Consider the following 23,118-nt stretch of genomic DNA (forward strand, 5'->3'; position numbering starts at 1 on the left):
GTTCCCGCAGGGCGGGACATTTAAAAACGAATGACAATGGGAAGAATTCCTAAAAAAAGAAAAGCAGTTGACGCTAAAGTCGATAAAAATAAAGTGTATTCACTGAAAGAGGCTTCCTCTATCGTGAAAACCGTAAATACTACAAAGTTCGATGCATCGGTAGATCTTCACATCCGTCTGGGTGTTGATCCTAAGAAAGCCGATCAGGCTATCCGTGGTACTGTTACCCTGCCACATGGTACCGGTAAAACCAAAAGAGTACTGGTATTATGTACACCCGATAAAGAAGCTGATGCAAAATCAGCCGGCGCCGATTTTGTTGGCCTGGATGAGTTTGTTCAAAAAATTGAAGGTGGCTGGACTGATGTAGACGTGATCATCGCTACGCCTTCTGTGATGCCTAAAATTGGTAAACTGGGTAAGATCCTGGGTCCCCGTAACCTGATGCCCAATCCTAAAACAGGTACGGTTACCAATGATGTAGCTGCAGCTGTAAACGAGGTAAAAGGCGGTAAGATCGCTTTCAAGGTGGATAAAGCTGGTATCGTTCACGCTTCTATCGGCCGTGTAAGCTTCAGCCCTGAGAAAATTGCCGAGAACAGCCACCAGCTGATCGATGCGATCATCAAGGCAAAGCCTTCTTCTGCAAAAGGCACTTACCTGAAAAGCGTATTCATGGCCAGCTCCATGAGTCCTGCTATTGCAGTTGACACAAAATCTTTAATGAACTAAACTTTAATAACGCGACGATATAGTTACGCCTCCTGCGTGATTATGAGCGAAACCAACAAAATATTAGCGTTATGACAAAACAGGAAAAAAATGAAGTAATTGAAGTATTGAAAGAGAAATTCTCTCAATACAACAATTTCTATGTTACCAATACAGAATCATTAACGGTTGAGCAGGTTGGTAATCTGCGCCGGGTATGTTTCAATAAGAAGGTTGAAATGAAAGTGGCCAAGAATACCCTCATTCGCAAAGCCCTCGAAGCTTTGGATGAAAAAAGGTATGCTGGCATGTTCGATTCTCTGCATGGCGTTACCGCTTTGATGTTCAGTGAGAATCCCAAAGAGCCTGCACTGATCATCAGCGACTTCCGTAAAGCTGGTAAAAAAGATGCTACCAAGCCCGAACTGAAAGCCGCCTTCATCGATGGCGATGTATTCATGGGCGATAATCAACTGCAGACCCTGACCACCCTGAAAAGCAAAAACGACCTTATCGGGGAGATCATTGGCTTGCTGCAATCACCTGCCAAGAATGTTATCAGCGGCCTGAACGCCGGCAATAAACTGGCAAGCCTGGTGAAAGCATTGGAAGACAGAGCTCAGTAATTAGCAATTATGCTAATTAGCTAATATGCTAAAGAGGTTGCCCGATATTCTGAGGATTCAGCATTAAGGTTTTTCATTAGCACATTATCACATTAGCAGATTAGCACATTCAAAATATTAACTCTGGCCTGAGAGTTATTCAAACACAAATTTTTTTAAACATCCGCCGGAGCACAGGCAATGAAGGCGGGAAAAATTTACAACAATGGCAGATTTAAAAGCATTTGCAGAACAGTTGGTAAACCTGACTGTAAAAGAAGTTAACGAGTTAGCTAAGATCCTGAAAGAAGAGTACGGCATTGAGCCTGCTGCTGCTGCTGTAGCTGTAGCTGCTGGTCCTGCTGCTGGTGGCGGTGCTGCTGCTGCTGAAGAGAAAACTTCTTTCGACGTTATCCTGAAAAACGGTGGCGCTAACAAACTGAACGTAGTGAAAGTGGTTAAAGAATTAACTGGTCTTGGTCTGAAAGAAGCTAAAGACTTAGTTGATGGCGCTCCAAAACCAGTTAAGGAAGGTATCAGCAAAGCTGATGCTGACGCTCTGGTTGCCAAGCTGAAAGAAGCTGGCGCTGAAGTGGAAGTTAAGTAATTAGGACTTTCAAACTAGCTATAGACCCCGGTGTTTACACCGGGGTTTTTTTATTATATAGGGAAATCAATTTTCGTAACTTTTATTTTCATAGTTTAGTAGTCTCCTTTATATAACATATAATCAAATATGAAACGGGTCTCCCTCAAAGATATCGCTCGCATAGCCGGTGTGTCGCCTTCAACCGTATCGTTTGTATTGAATGGCAAGGCGAAACAAATGCGTATCAGTGAAACGCTGGCCAGTAAGATCATGGAGGTTGCAAAAAAAGAGGGCTATCACCCCAATCCGGTGGCCGTTAGCCTGCGAACCGGTAAATCGCAGATCTTAGGTTTGATCGTAGAATCCATATCGGGTAACTTTTTTGCTTCGCTGTCGAGGATCATTGAAGAGGAGGCCGCCCGCTTTGGCTATAAAGTCGTTTATACCAGCACCGAAAACAACCGGCAAAAAGGGAAGGAGCTCATAGGAATGCTGTCCCAACGCCAGGTAGACGGCTATATCATCACGCCAACACCCGGCATGGAGCAGGACATTAAGGAGCTGATCGACGATAACAAACCGGTGGTGCTGATGGATAGCTATTTTCCCGGCATCGATGTGCCCCATGTATTGGTGAACAATTACGAAGGCGTAAAAAAAGGAATGGGCCACCTGATCGAAAAAGGCTATCGCCGCATTGGTTTTGTAACAGTTGACCTTAACCTGGTGCAAATGGAACAACGCTTGCAAGCGTACCACGACTGCATGGAGCAGGAAGCGCTATCTACGGATAACCTGGTGCTCACCCTCAAATATGAAGAAGAAAAAGAGCTCGGTATACAACAGGTGACTTCCTTCATTCAAAACACACCGGACCTGGAAGCAGTGTTCTTTGCCACAAACTATCTCGGCTTATTAGGGCTGGAAAGTATCCACCGACTGGGGTTGAAGCTGCCAGACGACCTGGCAATGATCTGTTTCGATGACCATGATGTTTTCCGCCTGTATCCGCCCGGTATTACCTGCATTCGCCAGCCGGCAGAGGACATTGCAAAAACAGCGCTGGAATTGCTGATGGATCAGCTGGGCAAAGGAAGTACCAATGGCGAAACAAAGATCCAGATCTCGCCCGGACTGGTGGTCAGAGGCACGACTGAATACGTTCAGAAAGTAAACAAATAAGATCTCAATTAAAGAAAGCCGTTTTCGGCCAGGACCTGCAAAATTTTGCGTCTTTCCTGGTACCATAATCGAACGCTTCCTATAAATCTCCAACCTGATTTTACTACACTAACGCGAACTGTAAGCTATAAGCGGCTTATGTGAAGCGATGTACTGTGTTTCCCCGGCTTGCGTTTTTATGCCTGAATAAATTTAACCCTTACTTCATTATAAATATTTTGCAAAAACGTTTTAGAATCGCTAATTTTAAGTTGAAAACGATTATTCCGAAATATGTTGCCATATGCCTATTGCTAATTCTTTTTGCAGTTGTATGCAGGCTTATCACTGTTCCCGTTTACGGCCTGGATGAATAAAGAAATATAATATAATAGTCAATTCTGCCCCTGGAAAACAGGTACATGTTAGTGCGCGCTATAGCCATTATTGTTTTCTCCCATTGCATTCATGTGCCTGCATAAGTATCCCTTCTTGACCCTTGGTATGATAGAACCGGAGTTGTTCTATGGAACACCCATAGGCGTGAACCTATGCGGGTTGATCTAAAAAAACCTTTTGTGATTTGATGTTTAATGAATTGTGATGCGAGGCATGCTCTTTGCTCTGTTGGCTAAAACGATATAGTAATTATTTTAAAACCAAAACTTGCGTATGAAAAAGCAGTTTTATTTAGTCGGACGTCTATGTCTGCTTAGTTTGCTCGCACTTTTTATTTCTCAATTGGCATTTTCGCAAAATCGCCCGGTTAGCGGAAAGGTGACCGACGCCAAAGACGGTTCGCCGCTGCCCGGGGTGTCGGTGCAGGTGAAAGGAGGTTCAACGGGTACCAGTACCGATATGAATGGTAGTTTCAGCATCAGTGCCGCCCCCGGCGCCACGCTGGTATTCTCCCATACTGGTTATGAAGGCTACCAGATGAAGTTAGGGGAGGAGACGGAGCTGAACGTTCAGATGCAGTTAACCAAAGGTTCAATGAGTGAGGTAGTGGTGATCGGTTACGGTACTGTAAAGAAGAGGGACCTTACCGGGTCGGTAGGTTCAGTTAAAGCTTCACAGCTGCAGGAGCGGCCGGCAGCTTCCGTGAACGAGGCTTTATCGGGTCGAATTGCTGGTGTTCAGGTTACGACCAACTCCGGCCGTCCGGGTGGTCAAACCAGGATCCGGATCCGCGGTTTCAGTTCCATTAATTCATCAAACAATCCGCTGTATGTAGTTGACGGGGTATACATACCCATCGGCAACCAAACGCTTAACAGTAACTCCATCGACTATATTAACCCCAATGATATAGCCTCGGTAGAAGTGCTGAAAGACGCTTCGGGAACAGCTATCTACGGCGCCCGCGGTGCAAATGGTGTAGTGCTTATTACCACTAAACGGGGTACCAGTGGCCCTACAAAAGTTACTTATGATGGCAATTTCAGTGTGCCCACTATTGGTCCGAAAAGAGTGCATATGCTGAACGCCCAGGAATATCTTGATCTCGAGAACCTGGCCTATGATAACATAAAAGTATATGACCCCGCAGGATGGGCTGCCGGTAATCATTCTTCGGTGGTTGATCCCCGTGAAAAGAGGAAGAAATTGCCCAACCTGTTCGACGCCAATGGTAATCCTTTATATAATACCGACTGGTTAAAAGAATCGCTGCAGCATAAGCTTTCTCAAAACCACCAGATAGGTGTAACCGGCGGAAACAACGGCAATTTGTATGGATTGTTCCTGGGTTATAGAGACGATAATGGCTTACTGCTTAATTCTTACCTGAAACGTTATTCGGCACGGTTCGTTCTTGATCTGAAACCGAAGGAATGGTTCCGCATCGGAGGTAGCGTAAGTTATAATAACCAGGAAGAGAACCTGGTTGACCAGGGCACCGGCGGTTTGAACTCTGTGCGCATGATCACAGAAGCATTTCCTTTCATGCCGGTAAAATTTCCTGATGGCACCTGGGGCGATAACTACCTTTATCCCGGTGCTGAAGGCGGTAGCAACCCGGTGCACATTATGACCGATAGAAAATATATCGTGAATGTGCAGAATATGCTCGGTCACGCTTATATCAATCTTTTACTAGGTAATGGTTTTGATATCAAAAGCCAGGTAGGGGTGAGCGTTGTACAAAGGCAGGAAAACCAGTTCAGCGGCCGGTCGCTCCATAATTTATCAATGGACCAGAATGGTACAGCCAGTATTTTTGACAACCGCGAAATTTACTGGTCATCTGAAACTTTCCTGAACTACAACAAAACCATTAACGATGATCATACGGTGAATGGTTTGGTGGGGCTTTCATGGCAGGGAACCAATTATGCCTCGGTTAATGCCAGCGCCCAGAATTTTTCCACCGACTTTTTCCAGTACTATAATCTGGGTGCAGGAAGTGTGCAAAATGCGTCCTCTTCGAACAGAAGCAATTTTGCATTCAATTCTTACTTTGGCCGCGTGAACTATGGGTACCAGCAAAAGTATCTGGTTACTTTCACGGGCCGTATCGATGGCAGCTCCAAATTCGGCGACAATCATAAATTCGCATTTTTCCCTTCGGCCGCCGTCGCCTGGAATGCATCGAACGAAGCATTCCTGAAGAACAACCGAACCGTATCGCATCTTAAAGTACGCGTTAGCCATGGCTTAACCGGCAACTCGGAAATTGCTCCTTATTCATCAGATCCCTTACTGGGCTCTTACACTGCCATCTTCAACAACACCAGGTTCTCAGGCGTTGGATCAAACAGGTTAGGCAATCCTGACCTGAAATGGGAAAAAACGGCGCAAACGGATGCCGGTATCGAAATAGGCTTTTTAGACAACAGGATCAGCTTTGAGGCAGACCTGTATTATCGCAAGACGACCGACATGCTGCTGGAATCGCCTTTGCCAAGGTCTACCGGTTACCCATCTATTATGAAGAACATCGGCAGCATGGAGAACAAAGGGCTTGAGCTTACTTTGCATACGGTAAACATAAAAACCCAGGACTTTTCATGGAACACCACTTTCAATATTTCCATGAACAGAAACAAAGTGCTTTCACTGGCGACACCGGCGCCTATTTTCTCCGGTAATCCCAACTTCCTGTCAAACACCGGCATCATTAAAGTAGGAGAGTCTGTCGGTTCATTCTGGGGCCTGGTACGCCAGGGCGTATGGACAGATGCCGAGCGGGCAGAGGCCGCAAAATATGCCAGCTACCGCGGCGGTAAACCCATTTTGCCCGGCGATCTGAAATACCTGGATGTAAACGGGGATTATGCTATCAATGACCTCGACAGAATGATCATAGGTAATGGTAATCCCGACGGCTGGGGTTCATTCAACAACAGCTTCAGCTACAAGAACTGGGACCTGCTCATCGAGATCGGTTATATGTATGGAAACGATGTATTGAATCAAACGAAACACTCCGGCGAAGACAGAACAGGTATTGCCAACAGTTTCAGTTCTGTGCTCGATTATTATCAACCAGGCAAGAATAACAACAATACCATGATCGCTACCATCCGTGATACGCGGGCCGGTTATGTAACGAATGTAGACAGCCGCTGGGTGGAAGATGGTTCCTTTATTCGCGGAAAAAACCTGTTACTGGGCTATAATGTTCCTGCCACGATGTTGGAAAGAATTAAGTTAAGCAGGTTGCGCGTAACCGCTTCGGTGCAAAACTTCTTCCTGAAAACAAAGTTCTCGGGCAACGATCCGGAAGTGACCACTTACAGCAATGCATTTGCACAGGGGCAAACCTTCTTTGATTATCCCAAGCCAACTACATACATGCTGGGAATAAGTGTTGGATTATAATAAAGTAACATTAAACAAGCTCGTATGAAAATCTGCAACATAAATTCGTTATATATATTACTACTATCTGCCTTCGCATTGACAGCTACCAGCTGTAAAAAATGGTTGAGAGAAGAAGACAATGATCCCTCGAACCTGTCGCCGGACATTTATTACACATTACCCGGTCATGCTGATGCCGCCATTGCCGCAGCATACGACAGGACCCGGTTCTTTGCAGGTGGCGCCGGGATCTTTGCAAACAATTTCTCAATGCTCGAAATGCCAACAGGTACTGCCAAAACAGAAACAGGGCAGAATACCGACCTGAACAACCTGCTTGGTCTTAGTTACAACGGCGACAATGTATTCGTGCTTAACTGGTGGACCGGCTTGTACCAGGTGATTGCGCAAACCAACCTGGTATTGGATAAAGTGCCTGGAATAAAAATGGATGAAGCCAAAAAGAAGCAGGTGCTGGGCGAAGCGCAGTTCCTGCGGGCCTGGTCTTATTTTTACCTGGTACGGCTTTTTGGGGATGTGCCCTTACATACTACTTCTGTATTAACGGCACTTGATCCTGCGACATATTCTTCACGCACGACCAAGGACTCAATCTATATGCAGGTGGTAAACGACCTGAAGGCGGCCGAAGCTTCCGGACTGGCCTGGACCGATGCCGGCGGGCGGGCTTCGCTGGGCGCCGTAAAGTCGTTACTGGCGGAGGTATATTTGACCATGGCCGGTCATCCGTTGAACAAGGGAAAGGAATACTATAAGCTGGCGGCCGACAAAGCAAATGAAGTGATCACCAGCGGTAAATTCAAGCTGTTCGAAAAGTACAACCAGTTGCACAACGAATCGTTGGAAAACCAACAGGAGCATATTTTCCAGATCCAGTACCTGGGCGGGGTGGCCAACAATGGCAACCAGGCTATACTGCTGCCTAACTTTAAGGATGTTTCAGCGTATGGTACTGAAGTAGGGTCTACCACGCCTACTGTGCAATTCTACAATTCCTTTGAGCCAGGTGATAAAAGAACTGTTGACCGGGAAGGATTCTTTTATACCAGTTATTATGATGGCGGCTTCCGGGGTCTGAAAGCATTGGGAGCGCCATACATCTTTAAACATTTTGATAGTGTCGCAAATGGCACATCAGGTAAAGAGGGTACCGCCATCAGCGGGTTGAACTGGATGAATATAAGATACGCACAGGTATTGCTCACCTATGCTGAAGCGCAGAATGAAGCAGCTGACGGTCCAACCCAGGGAGCCGTGGATGCCTTGAAACTGATCCGCGACCGGGCAGGTTTAGCAACGGGCGCGCTGGGCAGCTACGATCAAACCTCTTTCAGGAATGCGGTGTTGCGCGAGCGCTGGCATGAGCTGTGTTATGAGGGTATTACCTGGTTTGACATGGTTCGGCGCAAAACAGCCTACAACGAAACCACCAACAGCTTCGAGAACTTTGTGGGGCATAAACTGCCTGAAAGCGGGGCTGTACTGGCTGAAAAACATTTGCTGTTCCCTTTGCCTACCCTGGAAATGCAAAACAATCCAAACCTGAGACCGCAGAACGATGGTTATCCCGGCATATAACGTGAATAAATAAAATCAGATTTTAAGCCGCAAAGTGATCCTGCTTTGCGGCTTTGTTTTTATCTTTGACCTCTGTTCATGACGTTTTAACACCCCGCAGCTTCTGCCTGTATGACATATTTCCGGTCCGATTTTTGGTGATTAATTTCTTGTTTTATAAGGTATATTCCTTACCTTTGCCCTCCATTTTTCACAAAAGCTAATTAGCAGAGGTACGTTGCTACATGGCCAATTTAACATAACTGCCTCTTTTTTAATTCTTTGGGAATTTAACCTTGAAAGTTCAACGTGAACAAAAAGGTCTAAAATTCTCAAGGAAAATTTTTTTTGTCTATAGATGTTTTGTCGTACGAACAATTAAAAAAACCGGTTTTAAGCAATATGTCTTCAACAAAACTGTCAAACAGGGTCAACTTCGGTAAAATCAAGAATCTTGCTGAGGCGCCTGACTTACTCGAAGTACAAATTCAATCGTTCAAAGAATTTTTCCAGTTAGAAACCACACCCGACAAGCGTAACATTGAAGGGTTGTTCAAGGTGTTCAAGGAAAACTTCCCTATTACAGATACACGAAACATATTCGTGCTGGAATTCCTGGACTATTTCATTGACCCGCCCCGCTACACCATCGAAGAGTGTATGGAGCGTGGTTTAACATATGCTGTTCCGCTCAAGGCGAAACTGAGGCTGAGCTGTAATGACGAAGAGCACGTTGACTTCCAGACCATTGTTCAGGATGTGTTCCTGGGTAACATTCCTTATATGACCCCCCGCGGTACCTTCGTGATCAACGGAGCGGAGCGCGTGGTGGTATCCCAATTACACCGTTCTCCTGGTGTATTCTTTGGCCAGTCTATTCACCCCAACGGTACCAAGATCTATTCTGCCCGCGTAATTCCTTTCAAAGGGGCGTGGATGGAGTTTGCTACCGATATCAATAACGTAATGTATGCGTACATCGACCGTAAGAAGAAATTCCCGGTTACCACGCTGTTGCGTTCTATCGGCTACGAGACCGATAAAGACATCCTGGAGCTGTTCGGCATGGCCGACGAAGTGAAAGGCGATAAAAAGTCATTACAGAAATACTTAGGTAAACGCCTCGCTGCCCGCGTATTGAGAACATGGGTAGAAGATTTCGTGGACGAAGATACCGGCGAGGTAGTGTCTATCGAAAGAAACGAGGTAGTGCTGGAGCGCGATACCGTGCTCGATGAAGAAGCGGTAGATATGATCGCCGACATGGATGTGAAGAGCGTGTTCGTGCAGAAAGAGGATGTGGGCGGTGACTACGCGATCATTTACAACACCCTCAATAAAGATACTTCAAACAGCGAGCTGGAAGCCGTTCAGCACATCTACCGCCAGTTGCGCGGTGCCGATGCGCCGGATGATGAAACAGCCCGCGGTATCATTGATAAATTATTCTTCAGCGACAAGCGTTACGATCTGGGCGAAGTAGGTCGCTACAAGATCAACCGCAAGCTGATGCTGAATCAGCCGCTGGATCAAAAAACATTGACCAAGGAAGATATCATCGAGATCATCAAATACCTGGTTCGTTTGACCAATGGTAAAGCCGAGATCGACGATATCGATCACCTGAGCAACCGTCGTGTACGTACCGTGGGTGAGCAGTTATATGCTCAGTTCGGTGTTGGTCTGGCCCGTATGGCCCGTACCATCCGCGAGAGAATGAACGTGCGCGATAATGAGGTGTTCACGCCGGTTGACCTGATCAACGCCAGAACGTTGTCATCAGTGATCAACTCCTTCTTCGGTACTTCTCAGCTGTCACAATTCCTTGACCAAACCAACCCGCTGAGTGAGATCACGCACAAGCGTCGTATCTCTGCACTCGGACCCGGTGGTTTGAGCCGTGAAAGAGCCGGTTTCGAGGTGCGTGACGTACACTACAGCCACTACGGCCGTTTGTGTACCATTGAAACACCGGAAGGTCCGAACATCGGTTTGATCTCTACCTTGTGCGTACACGCCAAGATCAACGAAATGGGCTTCATTGAAACGCCTTATCATAAAGTTGAGAACGGAAAGGTTGACCTGAAAAAGCTCACCTTCCTAAGTGCGGAAGAAGAAGATAACGCCAAGATCGCCCAGGCCAGTTCGCCACTCGATGAAAAAGGCCACTTCGTAGAAGAGAAGATCACCAGCCGCCAGACCGGCGACTTCCCGATCCTCGAAAAGAACGATGTGGAGTTCATGGACGTAGCGCCGAACCAGATCGTAGGGTTGAGTGCATCACTGATCCCGTTCCTGGAGCATGATGACGCCAACCGTGCGCTGATGGGATCGAACATGCAACGCCAGGCCGTTCCGCTGATCCGTCCTGAAAACCCCATTGTAGGTACAGGTCTGGAAGCGAAAGCTGCCCGCGACGCCCGTGTACAGATCCTGTCTGAAGGCGAAGGCGTGGTAGAGTACGTTGATGGTAGTGAAATTCATGTTCGCTACGACCGTACAGAAGCTGACCGCCTGGTGAGCTTTGAAGACGACCTGAAAATATACAAACTGACCAAGTTCATAAAAACCAACCAGGAAACCTGTATCAACCACAAACCTGCTGTTAAAAAAGGACAACGCCTGAAAAAAGGCGACTTCCTTACAGAAGGTTATGCGGTACAGGGAGGTGAACTCGCGCTGGGCCGTAACCTGAAAGTGGCGTTCATGCCATGGAAAGGGTACAACTTCGAGGATGCCATCGTGATCAGCGAAAGAGTAGCCAAAGAAGACCTGTTCACTTCTATTCACATTTCTGAATATGAACTGGAAGTACGCGATACCAAACTGGGTGAGGAAGAGCTGACACCCGATATTCCAAACGTATCGGAAGAAGCTACCAAAGACCTGGATGAAAATGGTATCATCCGTTTGGGAGCCGCCATTAAAGAAGGCGATATCCTGATCGGTAAGATCACGCCTAAAGGCGAAAGTGATCCTACTCCGGAAGAAAAACTGTTACGCGCCATCTTCGGTGACAAAGCCGGTGATGCCAAAGATGCTTCTTTGAAAGCGCCGAACGGGGTAGAAGGGGTAGTGATCGGTAAAAAGCTGTTCCAACGCGCCAAAAAAGACAAGAACGCCAAGATCCGCGAGAAGGCTGCTCTGGAAAAGCTGGAAAAAGTGCATGAAAAGAATGTTGAAGATCTGAAAGAAGAGCTGTTGAATAAACTGCAGACCTTATTGAAAGATAAAGCCTCTGCCGGTGTAAACAACAACTTCGGTGAAGTGCAGATCGGTAAAGGCGCCAAGTTCAATCCGAAGAACCTGGGTTCTATCGATTACCAGAACGTAAACCCGCTGGGCTGGACTGGCGATGCACAGATCGATGATGCCATCAACACACTGTTGCACAACTACAACATCAAGTACAACGAAGAACTGGGTAGATATAAAAGAGAGAAGTTCAACATTTCGATCGGGGACGAATTGCCTGCCGGTGTGTTGAAACTGGCTAAAGTATACCTGGCTGTTAAGCGTAAGCTGAAAGTGGGTGATAAAATGGCCGGCCGCCACGGTAACAAAGGTATCGTTGCCAAGATCGTGCGTGCTGAAGACATGCCGTTCCTGGAAGACGGAACACCGGTTGACATTGTATTGAACCCGCTGGGTGTACCTTCCCGTATGAACCTGGGCCAGATCTATGAAACTGTATTAGGCTGGGCCGGTTTGAAAATGGGTGTGAAGTTCGCTACGCCGATCTTCGACGGAGCTACTACGGAAGAAATTGCCAAACACATCAACGATGCAGGCTTACCAAGCTTTGGTCATACGTACCTGTATGACGGTGAAACCGGAGACCGTTTCCACCAGAAAGCTACCGTGGGTGTGATCTATATGATCAAACTGCACCACATGGTTGACGATAAGATGCACGCCCGTAGCATTGGACCCTACAGTCTTATTACACAGCAGCCGCTGGGTGGTAAAGCACAGTTCGGTGGTCAGCGTTTCGGTGAAATGGAGGTGTGGGCACTGGAAGCTTATGGTGCTTCGAACATCCTGCAGGAATTGCTCACCATTAAATCGGATGATATTATCGGCCGTGCAAAAACCTACGAGGCGATTGTTAAAGGTGATAATATTCCAAGAGCGGGTATTCCTGAGTCGTTCAACGTATTGGTGCATGAATTAAGAGGTTTGGGTCTGGATCTCAAGTTTGAGTAAGATTTTGAGATTTATAGATTTTGGGATTTCGGGATTTAAAATCCAGAAATCTCAAAATCGCGAAATCAGAAATCGGAATTCAGCGGGATTCAAACAATTTTAAATCTGAAATAAGAAAATCAAAATATGGCTATTAAAAAAGATAATCGTCCCAGAGCCACATTTTCCAAGATAACGATCGGGCTGGCTTCACCGGATTCCATTTTGGAACGCAGCTACGGTGAGGTATTGAAACCTGAGACCATCAACTATCGTACATACAAACCCGAGCGTGATGGTTTATTCTGCGAACGTATTTTTGGACCTGTAAAGGATTATGAGTGCGCCTGCGGTAAGTATAAACGTATCCGTTACAAAGGGATCGTGTGCGACCGTTGCGGTGTTGAAGTAACTGAAAAGAAAGTACGTCGCGAGCGCATGGGCCATATTAAACTGGTGGTTCCTGTTGTTCACATCTGGTATTTCAAAAGCTTACCAAATAAGATCGGTTACCTGCTGGGGGTTAGCTCCAAAAAACTGGAGAGCATCGTTTACTACGAGCGTTTCGTGGTAATTCAGCCTGGTATCCGGGAAGATCGCGGCCTGAAATCAGGCGATCTGTTAACTGAGGAAGAATACCTGGAAATCCTGGAGAACCTTCCCAAGGAGAACCAGTACCTGCCAGATGATGATCCGCAGAAGTTCATTGCAAAGATGGGTGCCGAAGCGGTACACGATCTGCTGCAAAGAATTGAGCTCGACAGCTTATCATTCGACCTGCGTAATGCCGCCGCTACTGAAACTTCACAGCAGCGTAAAGCCGATGCGTTGAAGCGTTTGAGCGTGGTAGAAGCATTCCGTGAGGCCAATAGCCGCATCACCAACCGCCCTGAGTGGATGGTAATGCAATACATCCCGGTTATTCCGCCGGAACTGCGTCCGCTGGTTCCTCTGGATGGTGGTCGTTTCGCTTCTTCCGACCTGAACGACCTGTATCGCCGGGTGATCATCCGGAACAACCGGTTAAAAAGATTATTGGAGATCAAAGCCCCTGAGGTGATCTTACGTAACGAAAAACGTATGCTTCAGGAAGCGGTTGACTCTCTGTTCGATAACTCCCGTAAATCAAATGCGGTTAAAGCTGAAGGTGGCCGCGCCCTGAAATCACTGTCAGATGTGCTGAAAGGTAAACAGGGCCGTTTCCGTCAGAACCTGCTGGGTAAACGTGTTGACTACTCCGGCCGTTCTGTAATCGTGGTAGGTCCTGAGCTGAAACTGCATGAGTGTGGTTTGCCGAAAGATATGGCGGCTGAATTGTTCAAACCGTTCATCATTCGCAAGCTGATCGAAAGGGGTATTGTAAAAACTGTAAAATCGGCTCGTAAGCTGGTTGACAGAAAAGAAGCGGTGGTTTGGGATATCCTGGAAAATATCCTGAAAGGGCACCCGGTAATGTTAAACCGCGCCCCGACGCTCCACCGTTTGTCAATCCAGGCCTTCCAGCCTAAACTGATAGAAGGTAAAGCGATCCAGCTGCACCCGCTCGTGTGTTCTGCGTTCAACGCCGACTTCGACGGTGACCAGATGGCGGTTCACGTGCCTTTGAGCAACGCGGCCGTTCTGGAAGCCCAGCTGCTGATGCTTTCTTCACACAACATTTTGAACCCGCAGAACGGTGCGCCGATGACCCTGCCTTCACAGGACATGGTACTCGGTCTGTACTACATTACCAAGGGTAAAAAATCTACCGAAACCGAAAAGATCCGCGGCGAAGGAAAAGCCTTCTACAGCACGGAAGAAGTGATCATCGCTTACAATGAAGACCGCGTTGACCTGCATGCGCACATTAAAGTGAAAGTGGATGTACGCAACAACGAAGGTGGTCTTACCAAAAAGCTGATCGATACAACCGTTGGCCGGGTTATCTTCAACGAATTTGTTCCCAAGGAAGTTGGTTACATCAACGCCCTGTTAACAAAGAAGAGCCTGCGCGAGATCATCGGTGACATTATTACCATTACGAATGTGCCAAAAACAGCCAAGTTCCTGGATGATATCAAACAGCTTGGTTTCCGTACGGCCTTCAGAGGTGGTCTGTCGTTCAGTATCAATGACCTCATCATCCCGTCTATCAAAGGCGATGTGCTTGAACAGGCCAAAGGCGAAGTAGACGAGGTGTGGGATAACTATAACATGGGTCTTATTACCAACAACGAGCGGTATAACCAGATCGTAGACATCTGGTCAAGGGTGGATACCCGGATCACCGAAACGTTGATCCGTGAGCTGAGCAGCGACAAACAGGGCTTCAACTCTGTGTACATGATGCTTGACTCCGGAGCCCGCGGTTCCAAACAGCAGATCAAACAGCTGTGCGGTATCAGGGGTCTGATGGCGAAACCCAGAAAATCAGGTTCAACCGGAAGTGAGATCATCGAGAACCCGATCCTCTCTAACTTCAAAGGTGGTTTGAACGTATTGGATTACTTCATCTCTACGCACGGTGCCCGTAAAGGTCTGGCCGATACCGCCCTTAAAACAGCGGATGCCGGTTACCTGACCCGTCGTTTGGTTGACGTAGCCCAGGACGTGGTAATTACAGAAGAAGACTGCGGTACGCTGCGTGGTATTGCCATCAGCGCGCTGAAAGATAATGAAGAGATCGTAGAGCCGCTGTACGACCGTATCATTGGCCGTACGTCGCTCCACAACGTATACAACCCGCAGAACGATGAGCTGATCGTTGAAGCCGGACAGGAGATCAATGAAGACATCGGCAAACAAATTGAAGAAGCCGGTATTGAAACTGTTGAGATCCGTTCTGTACTTACCTGCGAAAGCAAACGCGGGGTGTGCGTAAAATGTTACGGTAAGAACCTGGCCACAGGTAACCGGGCGCAGAAAGGTGATGCAGTAGGTATCATCGCCGCCCAGTCGATCGGTGAGCCTGGTACACAGCTTACCCTGCGTACCTTCCACGTGGGTGGTGTTGCCGGTTCTGCTTCAGTAGAATCTTCACTCACTGCCAAGTTCGATGGTACCATTCAGTTCGACGGCTTGCGTACTGTACCAGCCGTTAACAATGAAGGCGATCCGATCCAGGTGGTTATCGGCCGTACCGGTGAGATCCGTAACATGGATATCAAGAACGACCGCCTGCTGAACGTGGTGAACGTTCCGTACGGTTCAACCCTGTTCGTGAAAGATGGTCAACAGGTGAAGAAAGGTGATACCATCTGTACCTGGGACCCCTTCAACAACGTGATCGTAGCCGAGATCGTTGGTCAGGTAAGATTCGACAATGTAATTGAAGGTGTAACCTTCCGCGAAGAGGCCGACGAACAAACCGGTCACCGCGAGAAAGTGGTTATTGAAACCAAAGATAAAACCAAGATACCTACGCTGATCGTAGAAGGCAAGGATGTAAAACAATACAACCTGCCTGTTGGCTCACACATTGTGGTTGATGAATCAGAAGAAGTGAGAGCCGGTCAGGTGTTGGTGAAAATACCTCGTACGCTGCGGATGCAACGCGACATCACCGGGGGTCTGCCTCGTGTAACCGAGTTGTTCGAAGCCCGTAACCCGGGTAACCCCGCTATCGTGTGCGAGATCGACGGTGTGGTAGCTTTTGGCGCCATCAAACGTGGTAACCGCGAGATCGTGGTAGAAGCGAAAGATGGTGTTATCAAGAAGTACCTGGTGCCGTTGACCCGCCAGATCCTGGTACAGGACGGTGACTTTATCAAAGCGGGTGCGCCGCTGTCTGACGGACAGGTTTCACCAAGCGATATCCTGTCAATTAAAGGTCCGTTCGCCGTACAGGAATACGTGGTGAATGAAATTCAGGAAGTTTACCGTTTACAAGGTGTGAAGATCAACGATAAACACATTGAGGTGATCGTTCGCCAGATGATGAAAAAAGTAGAGATCGTAGATCCGGGTGATACCCGCTTCCTGGAAGAAGACCTGGTGGACCGCTTCGACTTCAACGATGAGAACGACTGGATCTTTGATAAGAAGATCGTATCTGATCCGGGTGAAAGCAGCCGCCTGAAAGCCGGTCAGATCGTTAGCCTGCGTGAAATTCGCGAAGAAAACTCGCTGCTGCGTCGTACCGACAAAAAGCTGGTTGAATACCGCGATGCCAACCCGGCTACATCTCACCCCGTGCTGTTGGGTATTACCAAAGCATCACTGGGTACGCAAAGCTGGATCTCTGCCGCATCGTTCCAGGAAACGACCAAAGTACTGTCATCGGCTGCCATTCAGGGTAAGACCGACGATATGCTTGGTTTGAAAGAGAATGTGATCACAGGTCATCCGATACCAGCAGGTACTGGTTTGCGTGACTTTGAGAACATGATCGTTGGTAGCAAGGAAGAATATGAATTGCTGCAAACCACCCGCGAAGCAATGAGCTTTGACGAAGAAGAGTAATTCTATCAGAAATTTGATTTTTTATATAAAGTAGGAAGCTAACCCCTTCCTACTTTTTTTATAAGTGTATTATAATGTTAAAAGTTTTAACAATTCTATTTTAGTCATACATTCTATATTGCAAAAAAGGCGTTCATGAAAAATATCTCTACTATATTATCTATTCTCGCTCTTGTGCTCATAGGTGTGCTATTTTATTTTCAATTCTCTAAGGGGGAAACAAAGAAAAAAGTGGTGGCGCCTGCCGATAAAAATGAACCTACCCATTTCGCTATAGCCTATTTTGACATTGATTCGCTGCAGGAACATTACGAATATTTCAAGGATGTGTCGGGCGATATCAAGAAGAAAGAGAATGCCATGAACGCTGAATTGAACGATTTAACGAACAAGTACCAGCGCACCATTCGTAAATGGCAGGAAAAAGGCAATAACATTACGCAATCGGAAGGCGAGCAGGCCCAGCGCGAAGTAGGTATGCTGCAACAGCAATACCAGCAACGCAAAGGCGAACTGGAGCAGGAAATGCAAAAGCTGCAGGTTGACCGTATGACCGAACTGCGCAAACAGGTAGAAGAGTTTTTAAAAGAGTACAACAAATCGAAGAAATACTCTTACATCCTTTCTTACGAGCCAGGCTTTATTATCTATTACAAAGATTCTGCGTATAACATTACCGGTGATTTGATAGCAGGGCTGAATTCGCAGTATAAAGAGAAGAAAAAGTAATGTGATAATGTGATAATGTGATAATTCGATAATTGATCCGGAAGATACCGCAGTGTCTTCCGGATTTTTTATTTTACGGGTATTGGGCGTTAGAGGGACGTTCATGTTTGCCGTTTGCGTTTTGCCGTCTGCCGCCTGCTGTTTTCCATGGATGCTAAAATTGGTAAAATGTGTGGAAATCTGGGTTGGCCGGGATTCGGCTTAGTTTCCTTATCTTGTGTTAAAACCTGATTTTCTTACCCTTATATCACCAATATGGCAGAACACGCTTCATCATTCAAACCATCACTTAGTTTGCTCGATGCTACCATGGTGGTAGCTGGTTCTATGATCGGCTCGGGTATCTTTATCGTTAGCTCCGATATTACCCGCAACGTAGGCAGCGCCGGCTGGATGATCGCCGTATGGCTCATCACCGGCTTTATGACCATTACTGCCGCCGTAAGTTATGGTGAGCTGAGTGGTATGTTCCCAAAAGCGGGCGGACAATACGTATACCTGAAAGAAGCATTTAATCCATTGGCGGGGTTCTTATACGGCTGGAGCTTTTTTTCGGTGATACAAACTGCCACCATAGCTGCGGTGGCCGTAGCGTTCAGCCGGTTTACTGCCAAACTGATACCCTGGTTCAGCGAAAGCCATAAGCTGTGGGGAATAGAAAAAGGACTGAATGCACAGGGGATAATGGAATATTCATTTTCCATCAGTGCCGCACAGTTGCTGGCCATCGCGCTCATTGTATTTCTTACCTATACCAATACAAAAGGCATTAAGGGCGGAAAGATCATTCAAACGTCCTTCACTACCGTAAAACTGCTGTCGTTATTCGGTTTGATCATTCTGGGTTTCTTGCTGGTAAAAGAAAGCTTGTGGGCTGAGAACTGGCAAACCGGAATGAATGCCACGCAGCTGGAACAGGACGCCCAGGGTAATTTCATCCAAGGCGGTGAATGGCTGCCCATAGGCGGTACCGCCCTCATTGGTGCCATTGCAGCTGCCATGGTGGGCTCCATCTTCAGCAGCGACAGCTGGAACAACGTAACTTTCATTGCCGGTGAAATAAAGAATCCAAAAAGAAATATCGGGTTGAGCCTTTTCCTGGGCACGCTGATAGTGACCGTCATTTATGTAACAGCCAACCTGATGTACCTGAATGTACTGCCTTTAAGCCATATAGCGTATCCGGAGGGGGAGCGGGTGGCAACAGCTGCGGCTACTTCCATCTTTGGTGAAAATGGCGCTTATGTAATAGCCGTAATGATCATGATCTCCACTTTTGGTTGCAACAACGGATTGATCCTGGCGGGCGCCCGGGTATATTATACCATGGCCAAGGATGGCCTGTTCTTCAAACAAACCGGTGTATTGAATAAGAATGCGGTGCCTGAGTTTGCCCTGTGGATCCAGTGTGGTATGGCCAGCATTTTATGTTTGAGCGGCGGGTATGGCGACCTGCTGGATATGATCTCCTTTGTAGTGGTGCTGTTTTATGCGCTCACCATCCTGGGCATTTTCGTATTGCGCAAAAAACGTCCGGATGCTGAGCGGCCCTATAAGGCTTTCGGCTTCCCGGTATTGCCCATTATTTATATAATTCTGGCCCTTACATTTTGCATTTTTCTCATTAAAATGAAGCCACAATATGCCGGTATAGGGCTGGCAATTGTTTTGATAGGTGTTCCTTTATATTATATTGCAGTGCGAAAAAGCAAAGTCGCATAGTTACAGGTTACAGGGCCTTGTAACCTGCAACATGTAACCTGGAACAAATGAAATTATGAGTAAGATAGATTTTGACAAACTGTTTGACGGATTTTCGAATATTAAAGCTGGAGTGATTGGCGATGTGATGCTCGATATATACTGGTGGGGCCATGTAGAAAGGATATCACCGGAAGCGCCGGTACCTGTGGTAGCGCTTGACAAAAAAGAACATCGCATTGGCGGCGCCGGCAATGTGGCGCTGAACCTGGCCGCCCTGGGCGCACAGGTTTCTATCTTGTCAGTGATGGGCAATGATGAGAATGGCGGCACGCTGATAGATCTTTTCAACGAGCATGAGATCAATACCGCATGGATCGCCCAACAACCTTCCCGTATAACCACTGCCAAAACCCGGATCATCAGCCGCAATCAGCAAATGATGCGGCTCGATGCAGAAATAACCAAAGATTTGAGCGTTAATGATGAGAATGCCCTGATTGAAAAAGTGCGCCAGTATATCACCACTGAACAACCGCAGGTGATCATTTTTGAAGACTATAACAAAGGCGTCCTTACCGAACGGGTGATCAAAGAAGTGACGGCGTTGTGCAAACAACATGGCGTGATCACTACCGTGGATCCCAAGCGAAAAAATTTCTTTTCCTACCAGGGTGTGGATATCTTCAAACCTAATTTAAAAGAGGTAAAGGACGGCCTGAACCTGCTGATAGAAGAGGTTAACCTGGCCACGCTGAACGATATTCATAAAGAGTTACAAAAAAAATTAAGTCATTCCATTTCCTTCATCACTTTATCGGAAAAAGGGGTGTTTTACCAGGAGAACAGTACTGCCAAGATCATTCCTTCCCACTTACGAAATATAGCAGACGTTTCTGGCGCCGGTGATACGGTGATAGCCGTGGCGTCACTGATCTATGCCGCCACCCGGCGCATTGATCTTATGGCAGAAGTGGCCAATATTGCGGGTGGACTGGTGTGCGAAGAAGTGGGTACCGCTGCTGTTAATAGAGAAAGGCTGCTGAATGAATGTAAGGAGCTGCTTTCTTAAAACGCAGAACGCTTAACGCAGAACGCTTAACGCGGAACGCCATACGCAGAACCTGCCTGCCGGCCTTGTTCGCCGAAGCTTCGCGAAGGCGCAGCAGGCAGGCGCTTAACGCAAATAGCCGAATACATTCGACCAGCTCTCATAACTGGCAACTGTGAACTTTGACCTGTGAACTGTGAAACCCGAACGCAGCCATGATGACCGCAGCCTTACAATCCTTCCTAAAACAATTGTTGAAGGAAGAAACAATAGTACAGTATACCGCCTTAGGCGGCGGATCCATCAATTATACCTACCGCATTACTACCAGTAAAGAAAATTTTTTCTGTAAGATCAATAAGTATTCATCCTTTCCCGGCATGTTCGAAGCCGAACGGGCGGGACTGGAATTATTGGCCAGTAAACAGGTCATCCGTATACCGCGGGTAATAGCTGCAGGCCGTATTAACGACAACCAGGTGCTATTGTTGGAATGGATCGAACAGGGCTTACGGACCGATGCATTCTGGACAAGTTTTGGTGAACAACTGGCCGCACTGCATCATATTCAGCAAAAGCAGTTTGGACTGAACACCGATAACTATATGGGCGCATTGCCGCAAAACAATCAACCGGCTGAGAACTGGGTTGATTTTTTTATACAGAAACGGCTGCAACCCCAGCTAAAACTCGCAGTTGACCATCATTTGCTGGAACCTACGCACGTGAGCCGGTTTGAAAAATTGTATCAACAGCTGCCTGCTGTTTTTCCGGTTGAACCAGCCTCCTTATTACATGGCGATCTCTGGAGCGGGAACTTTTTATGTGATGTGCAGGAGAAGCCGGTTTTAATTGATCCGGCAGTGTATTACGGTCATCGCAGTGTAGATATGGCTATGACCACCCTGTTTGGCGGTTTTGACGGCCTCTTTTATGACAGTTACCAGTATCATTTTCCGTTACCTGCCAACTACCGGGAACAATGGGAGATCTGTAATTTATATCCGCTGTTGGTACACCTGAACTTATTCGGCAAAAGCTACCTGGCCGATATATTAGATACAATCCGGCGGTATTGATTTGCGTTATAGGCTGAAGGCTGAAGGCTGAAGGCTGAAGGCTAAAGGCTGAGGGCTAAAGGCTAAAGGCTTCAGCCTATGCTACAGCTTCGGCGGACGTAGCAAGGCGCAATTGCAAGTATTATGTAATAAGAAGCAAGTAATAGATAATACGAGATGACCACTGTTGCAAGCTATTGCTTAAATTTGTGTAACGAAATGCAGCAGAATGACTTATAGTAACGTCTTAAACAAAATGATAACATCTTAACCGATTGAATGCTGGCTGTAACGATCCTGGGAAATAATTCAGCGCTGCCGGCCTATGACCGGCATCCCACGTCGCAGGTAGTGACGTTGGATGACAATTTATTCCTGGTGGATTGTGGAGAAGGCACGCAGCAGCAATTGGCCAAATACCGCATTCGCTGGTCACGCATCAATTATATTTTCATTTCTCACCTGCACGGCGATCATTATTTTGGTTTACCCGGATTTTTGCATAGCATGGGTTTGCTGCATCGCGAGCATGACCTGCATTTGTTTGCCCCGGCGCCTTTAAAGCAGATCCTTGACCTGCAACTGGAAGCCGCCTCCAATGTATTGCCCTACACGCTGCATTTTCATCCGCTGGAAGGAGAGGGTGTGATTGTTCAGAACGATAAGTTCAAAGTAACCTGTTTTGCCACCAAACACCGCATACCCTGCTGGGGTTTCCGGTTCGACCAGGTGCGGGCGCCCCGGCGAGTGAACCCCGAGAAAGCCATTGAATATGGCGTTCCGGCTGCTTTTTACGACCGGTTAAAATGGGGAGCCGATTATACCAATAAGAACGGCGAACTCATCAGGAACGAATGGGTGACCAATCCCGGCGCCAAGCCTTTATCATACGCATACAGTGCCGATACCATTTTTGATGAATCCCTCATAGAGAAGTTCAGCGGCGTAGATCTGTTATACCACGAAACCACTTACTTAAAAGAACTGGATAAAAGAGCCGCACTGCGCTTTCATTCCACTACAACACAAGCCGCCTGCATAGCCAAACAGGCCAAAGTAGGCCGACTACTCATCGGGCATTTCAGCTCGAAATATGACAAGCTGGAAGTGTTTGAGCAGGAAGCTTGTGAAGTGTTTCCTGATACCAGTCTGGCCTTGGAAGGAGTGACTTTTAGAGCGATACAACGATGAACGCTTAACGCAAAACGCCCAACGCGGAACGCCCAACGCAAAACGCCCAACGCCGGACGCTGAACGCGGAACGCAAAACGCAAGCGCCCAACGCAAAACGTCTGAACGCTGAATGCCAAACGCGGAACGCTGAATGCCAAACGCAAAATGCGGAACGCTGAATGCCAAACGCAAAATGCGGAACGCTTACGCTAAAGCTTCGGGGGCGAAGCAACAATACCTAATTAAAAAGCCAAACAGGAAATTCAAGTAACACTCCCTGTTTGGCTTTTGTATGTATCGTGGCCTCAGCCTTTGGCCTTCAGCTTTGAGCCT

At 47.2% G+C, this 23,118-nt stretch carries 13 protein-coding genes; all 13 read left to right on the top strand.

The window, feature by feature from the left end:
* Positions 1 to 36 precede the first annotated feature (36 nt).
* Positions 37 to 732, top strand: a complete 696-nt coding sequence (gene rplA / locus JUB15_RS23560; RefSeq protein WP_205513316.1) for a 50S ribosomal protein L1 — start codon at positions 37 to 39, stop codon at positions 730 to 732.
* A gap of 71 nt (positions 733 to 803) precedes the next feature.
* Complete coding sequence (gene rplJ, locus JUB15_RS23565) at positions 804 to 1,337, top strand: 50S ribosomal protein L10 (protein WP_207515111.1); 534 nt, start codon at positions 804 to 806, stop codon at positions 1,335 to 1,337.
* 205 nt (positions 1,338 to 1,542) lie between these two features.
* On the top strand, positions 1,543 to 1,923 hold the full coding sequence (gene rplL, locus JUB15_RS23570) for a 50S ribosomal protein L7/L12 (RefSeq protein WP_207515112.1): 381 nt from the start codon (positions 1,543 to 1,545) through the stop codon (positions 1,921 to 1,923).
* Between the two features lie 129 nt (positions 1,924 to 2,052).
* A complete protein-coding gene (locus tag JUB15_RS23575; protein ID WP_207515113.1) occupies positions 2,053 to 3,087 on the top strand; it encodes a LacI family DNA-binding transcriptional regulator in 1,035 nt (344 codons plus the stop codon).
* Between the two features lie 651 nt (positions 3,088 to 3,738).
* Positions 3,739 to 6,888, top strand: a complete 3,150-nt coding sequence (locus tag JUB15_RS23580; RefSeq protein ID WP_242696491.1) for a SusC/RagA family TonB-linked outer membrane protein — start codon at positions 3,739 to 3,741, stop codon at positions 6,886 to 6,888.
* Between the two features lie 24 nt (positions 6,889 to 6,912).
* Positions 6,913 to 8,469, top strand: coding sequence for a RagB/SusD family nutrient uptake outer membrane protein (locus JUB15_RS23585; protein ID WP_207515115.1), 1,557 nt, complete (start codon positions 6,913 to 6,915; stop codon positions 8,467 to 8,469).
* 381 nt (positions 8,470 to 8,850) lie between these two features.
* Positions 8,851 to 12,654: a DNA-directed RNA polymerase subunit beta gene (rpoB, locus tag JUB15_RS23590; RefSeq protein ID WP_207515116.1), complete on the top strand. Its 3,804-nt coding sequence runs from the start codon at positions 8,851 to 8,853 to the stop codon at positions 12,652 to 12,654.
* A gap of 126 nt (positions 12,655 to 12,780) precedes the next feature.
* A complete protein-coding gene (rpoC, locus tag JUB15_RS23595) occupies positions 12,781 to 17,073 on the top strand; it encodes a DNA-directed RNA polymerase subunit beta' (RefSeq protein WP_207515117.1) in 4,293 nt (1,430 codons plus the stop codon).
* 135 nt (positions 17,074 to 17,208) lie between these two features.
* The gene (locus JUB15_RS23600) at positions 17,209 to 17,802 is read left to right on the top strand and encodes an OmpH/Skp family outer membrane protein (RefSeq protein ID WP_207515118.1); all 594 of its coding nucleotides are present in this window, start codon (positions 17,209 to 17,211) and stop codon (positions 17,800 to 17,802) included.
* A gap of 255 nt (positions 17,803 to 18,057) precedes the next feature.
* Entirely contained in the window at positions 18,058 to 19,524 is a 1,467-nt protein-coding gene (locus JUB15_RS23605; protein ID WP_207515119.1) for an APC family permease, read from the top strand.
* 55 nt (positions 19,525 to 19,579) lie between these two features.
* Complete coding sequence (locus JUB15_RS23610) at positions 19,580 to 20,575, top strand: bifunctional heptose 7-phosphate kinase/heptose 1-phosphate adenyltransferase (protein ID WP_207515120.1); 996 nt, start codon at positions 19,580 to 19,582, stop codon at positions 20,573 to 20,575.
* A gap of 194 nt (positions 20,576 to 20,769) precedes the next feature.
* Entirely contained in the window at positions 20,770 to 21,633 is an 864-nt protein-coding gene (locus tag JUB15_RS23615; protein WP_207515121.1) for a fructosamine kinase family protein, read from the top strand.
* A gap of 258 nt (positions 21,634 to 21,891) precedes the next feature.
* On the top strand, positions 21,892 to 22,803 hold the full coding sequence (locus JUB15_RS23620) for a ribonuclease Z (protein WP_207515122.1): 912 nt from the start codon (positions 21,892 to 21,894) through the stop codon (positions 22,801 to 22,803).
* Positions 22,804 to 23,118: the final 315 nt, after the last annotated feature.

Origin of the sequence: Longitalea luteola, assembly GCF_017356035.1 — a bacterium.
Taxonomy (GTDB): domain Bacteria; phylum Bacteroidota; class Bacteroidia; order Chitinophagales; family Chitinophagaceae; genus Niastella; species Niastella luteola.

Excerpts from the sequence above, each read along its gene's own strand:
- rplA (WP_205513316.1), top strand. The coding sequence starts at position 37 with ATGGGAAGAATTCCTAAAAAAAGAAAAGCAGTTGACGCTAAAGTCGAT.
- rplJ (WP_207515111.1), top strand. The coding sequence starts at position 804 with ATGACAAAACAGGAAAAAAATGAAGTAATTGAAGTATTGAAAGAGAAA.
- rplL (WP_207515112.1), top strand. The coding sequence starts at position 1,543 with ATGGCAGATTTAAAAGCATTTGCAGAACAGTTGGTAAACCTGACTGTA.
- JUB15_RS23575 (WP_207515113.1), top strand. The coding sequence starts at position 2,053 with ATGAAACGGGTCTCCCTCAAAGATATCGCTCGCATAGCCGGTGTGTCG.
- JUB15_RS23580 (WP_242696491.1), top strand. The coding sequence starts at position 3,739 with ATGAAAAAGCAGTTTTATTTAGTCGGACGTCTATGTCTGCTTAGTTTG.
- JUB15_RS23585 (WP_207515115.1), top strand. The coding sequence starts at position 6,913 with ATGAAAATCTGCAACATAAATTCGTTATATATATTACTACTATCTGCC.
- rpoB (WP_207515116.1), top strand. The coding sequence starts at position 8,851 with ATGTCTTCAACAAAACTGTCAAACAGGGTCAACTTCGGTAAAATCAAG.
- rpoC (WP_207515117.1), top strand. The coding sequence starts at position 12,781 with ATGGCTATTAAAAAAGATAATCGTCCCAGAGCCACATTTTCCAAGATA.
- JUB15_RS23600 (WP_207515118.1), top strand. The coding sequence starts at position 17,209 with ATGAAAAATATCTCTACTATATTATCTATTCTCGCTCTTGTGCTCATA.
- JUB15_RS23605 (WP_207515119.1), top strand. The coding sequence starts at position 18,058 with ATGGCAGAACACGCTTCATCATTCAAACCATCACTTAGTTTGCTCGAT.
- JUB15_RS23610 (WP_207515120.1), top strand. The coding sequence starts at position 19,580 with ATGAGTAAGATAGATTTTGACAAACTGTTTGACGGATTTTCGAATATT.
- JUB15_RS23615 (WP_207515121.1), top strand. The coding sequence starts at position 20,770 with ATGATGACCGCAGCCTTACAATCCTTCCTAAAACAATTGTTGAAGGAA.
- JUB15_RS23620 (WP_207515122.1), top strand. The coding sequence starts at position 21,892 with ATGCTGGCTGTAACGATCCTGGGAAATAATTCAGCGCTGCCGGCCTAT.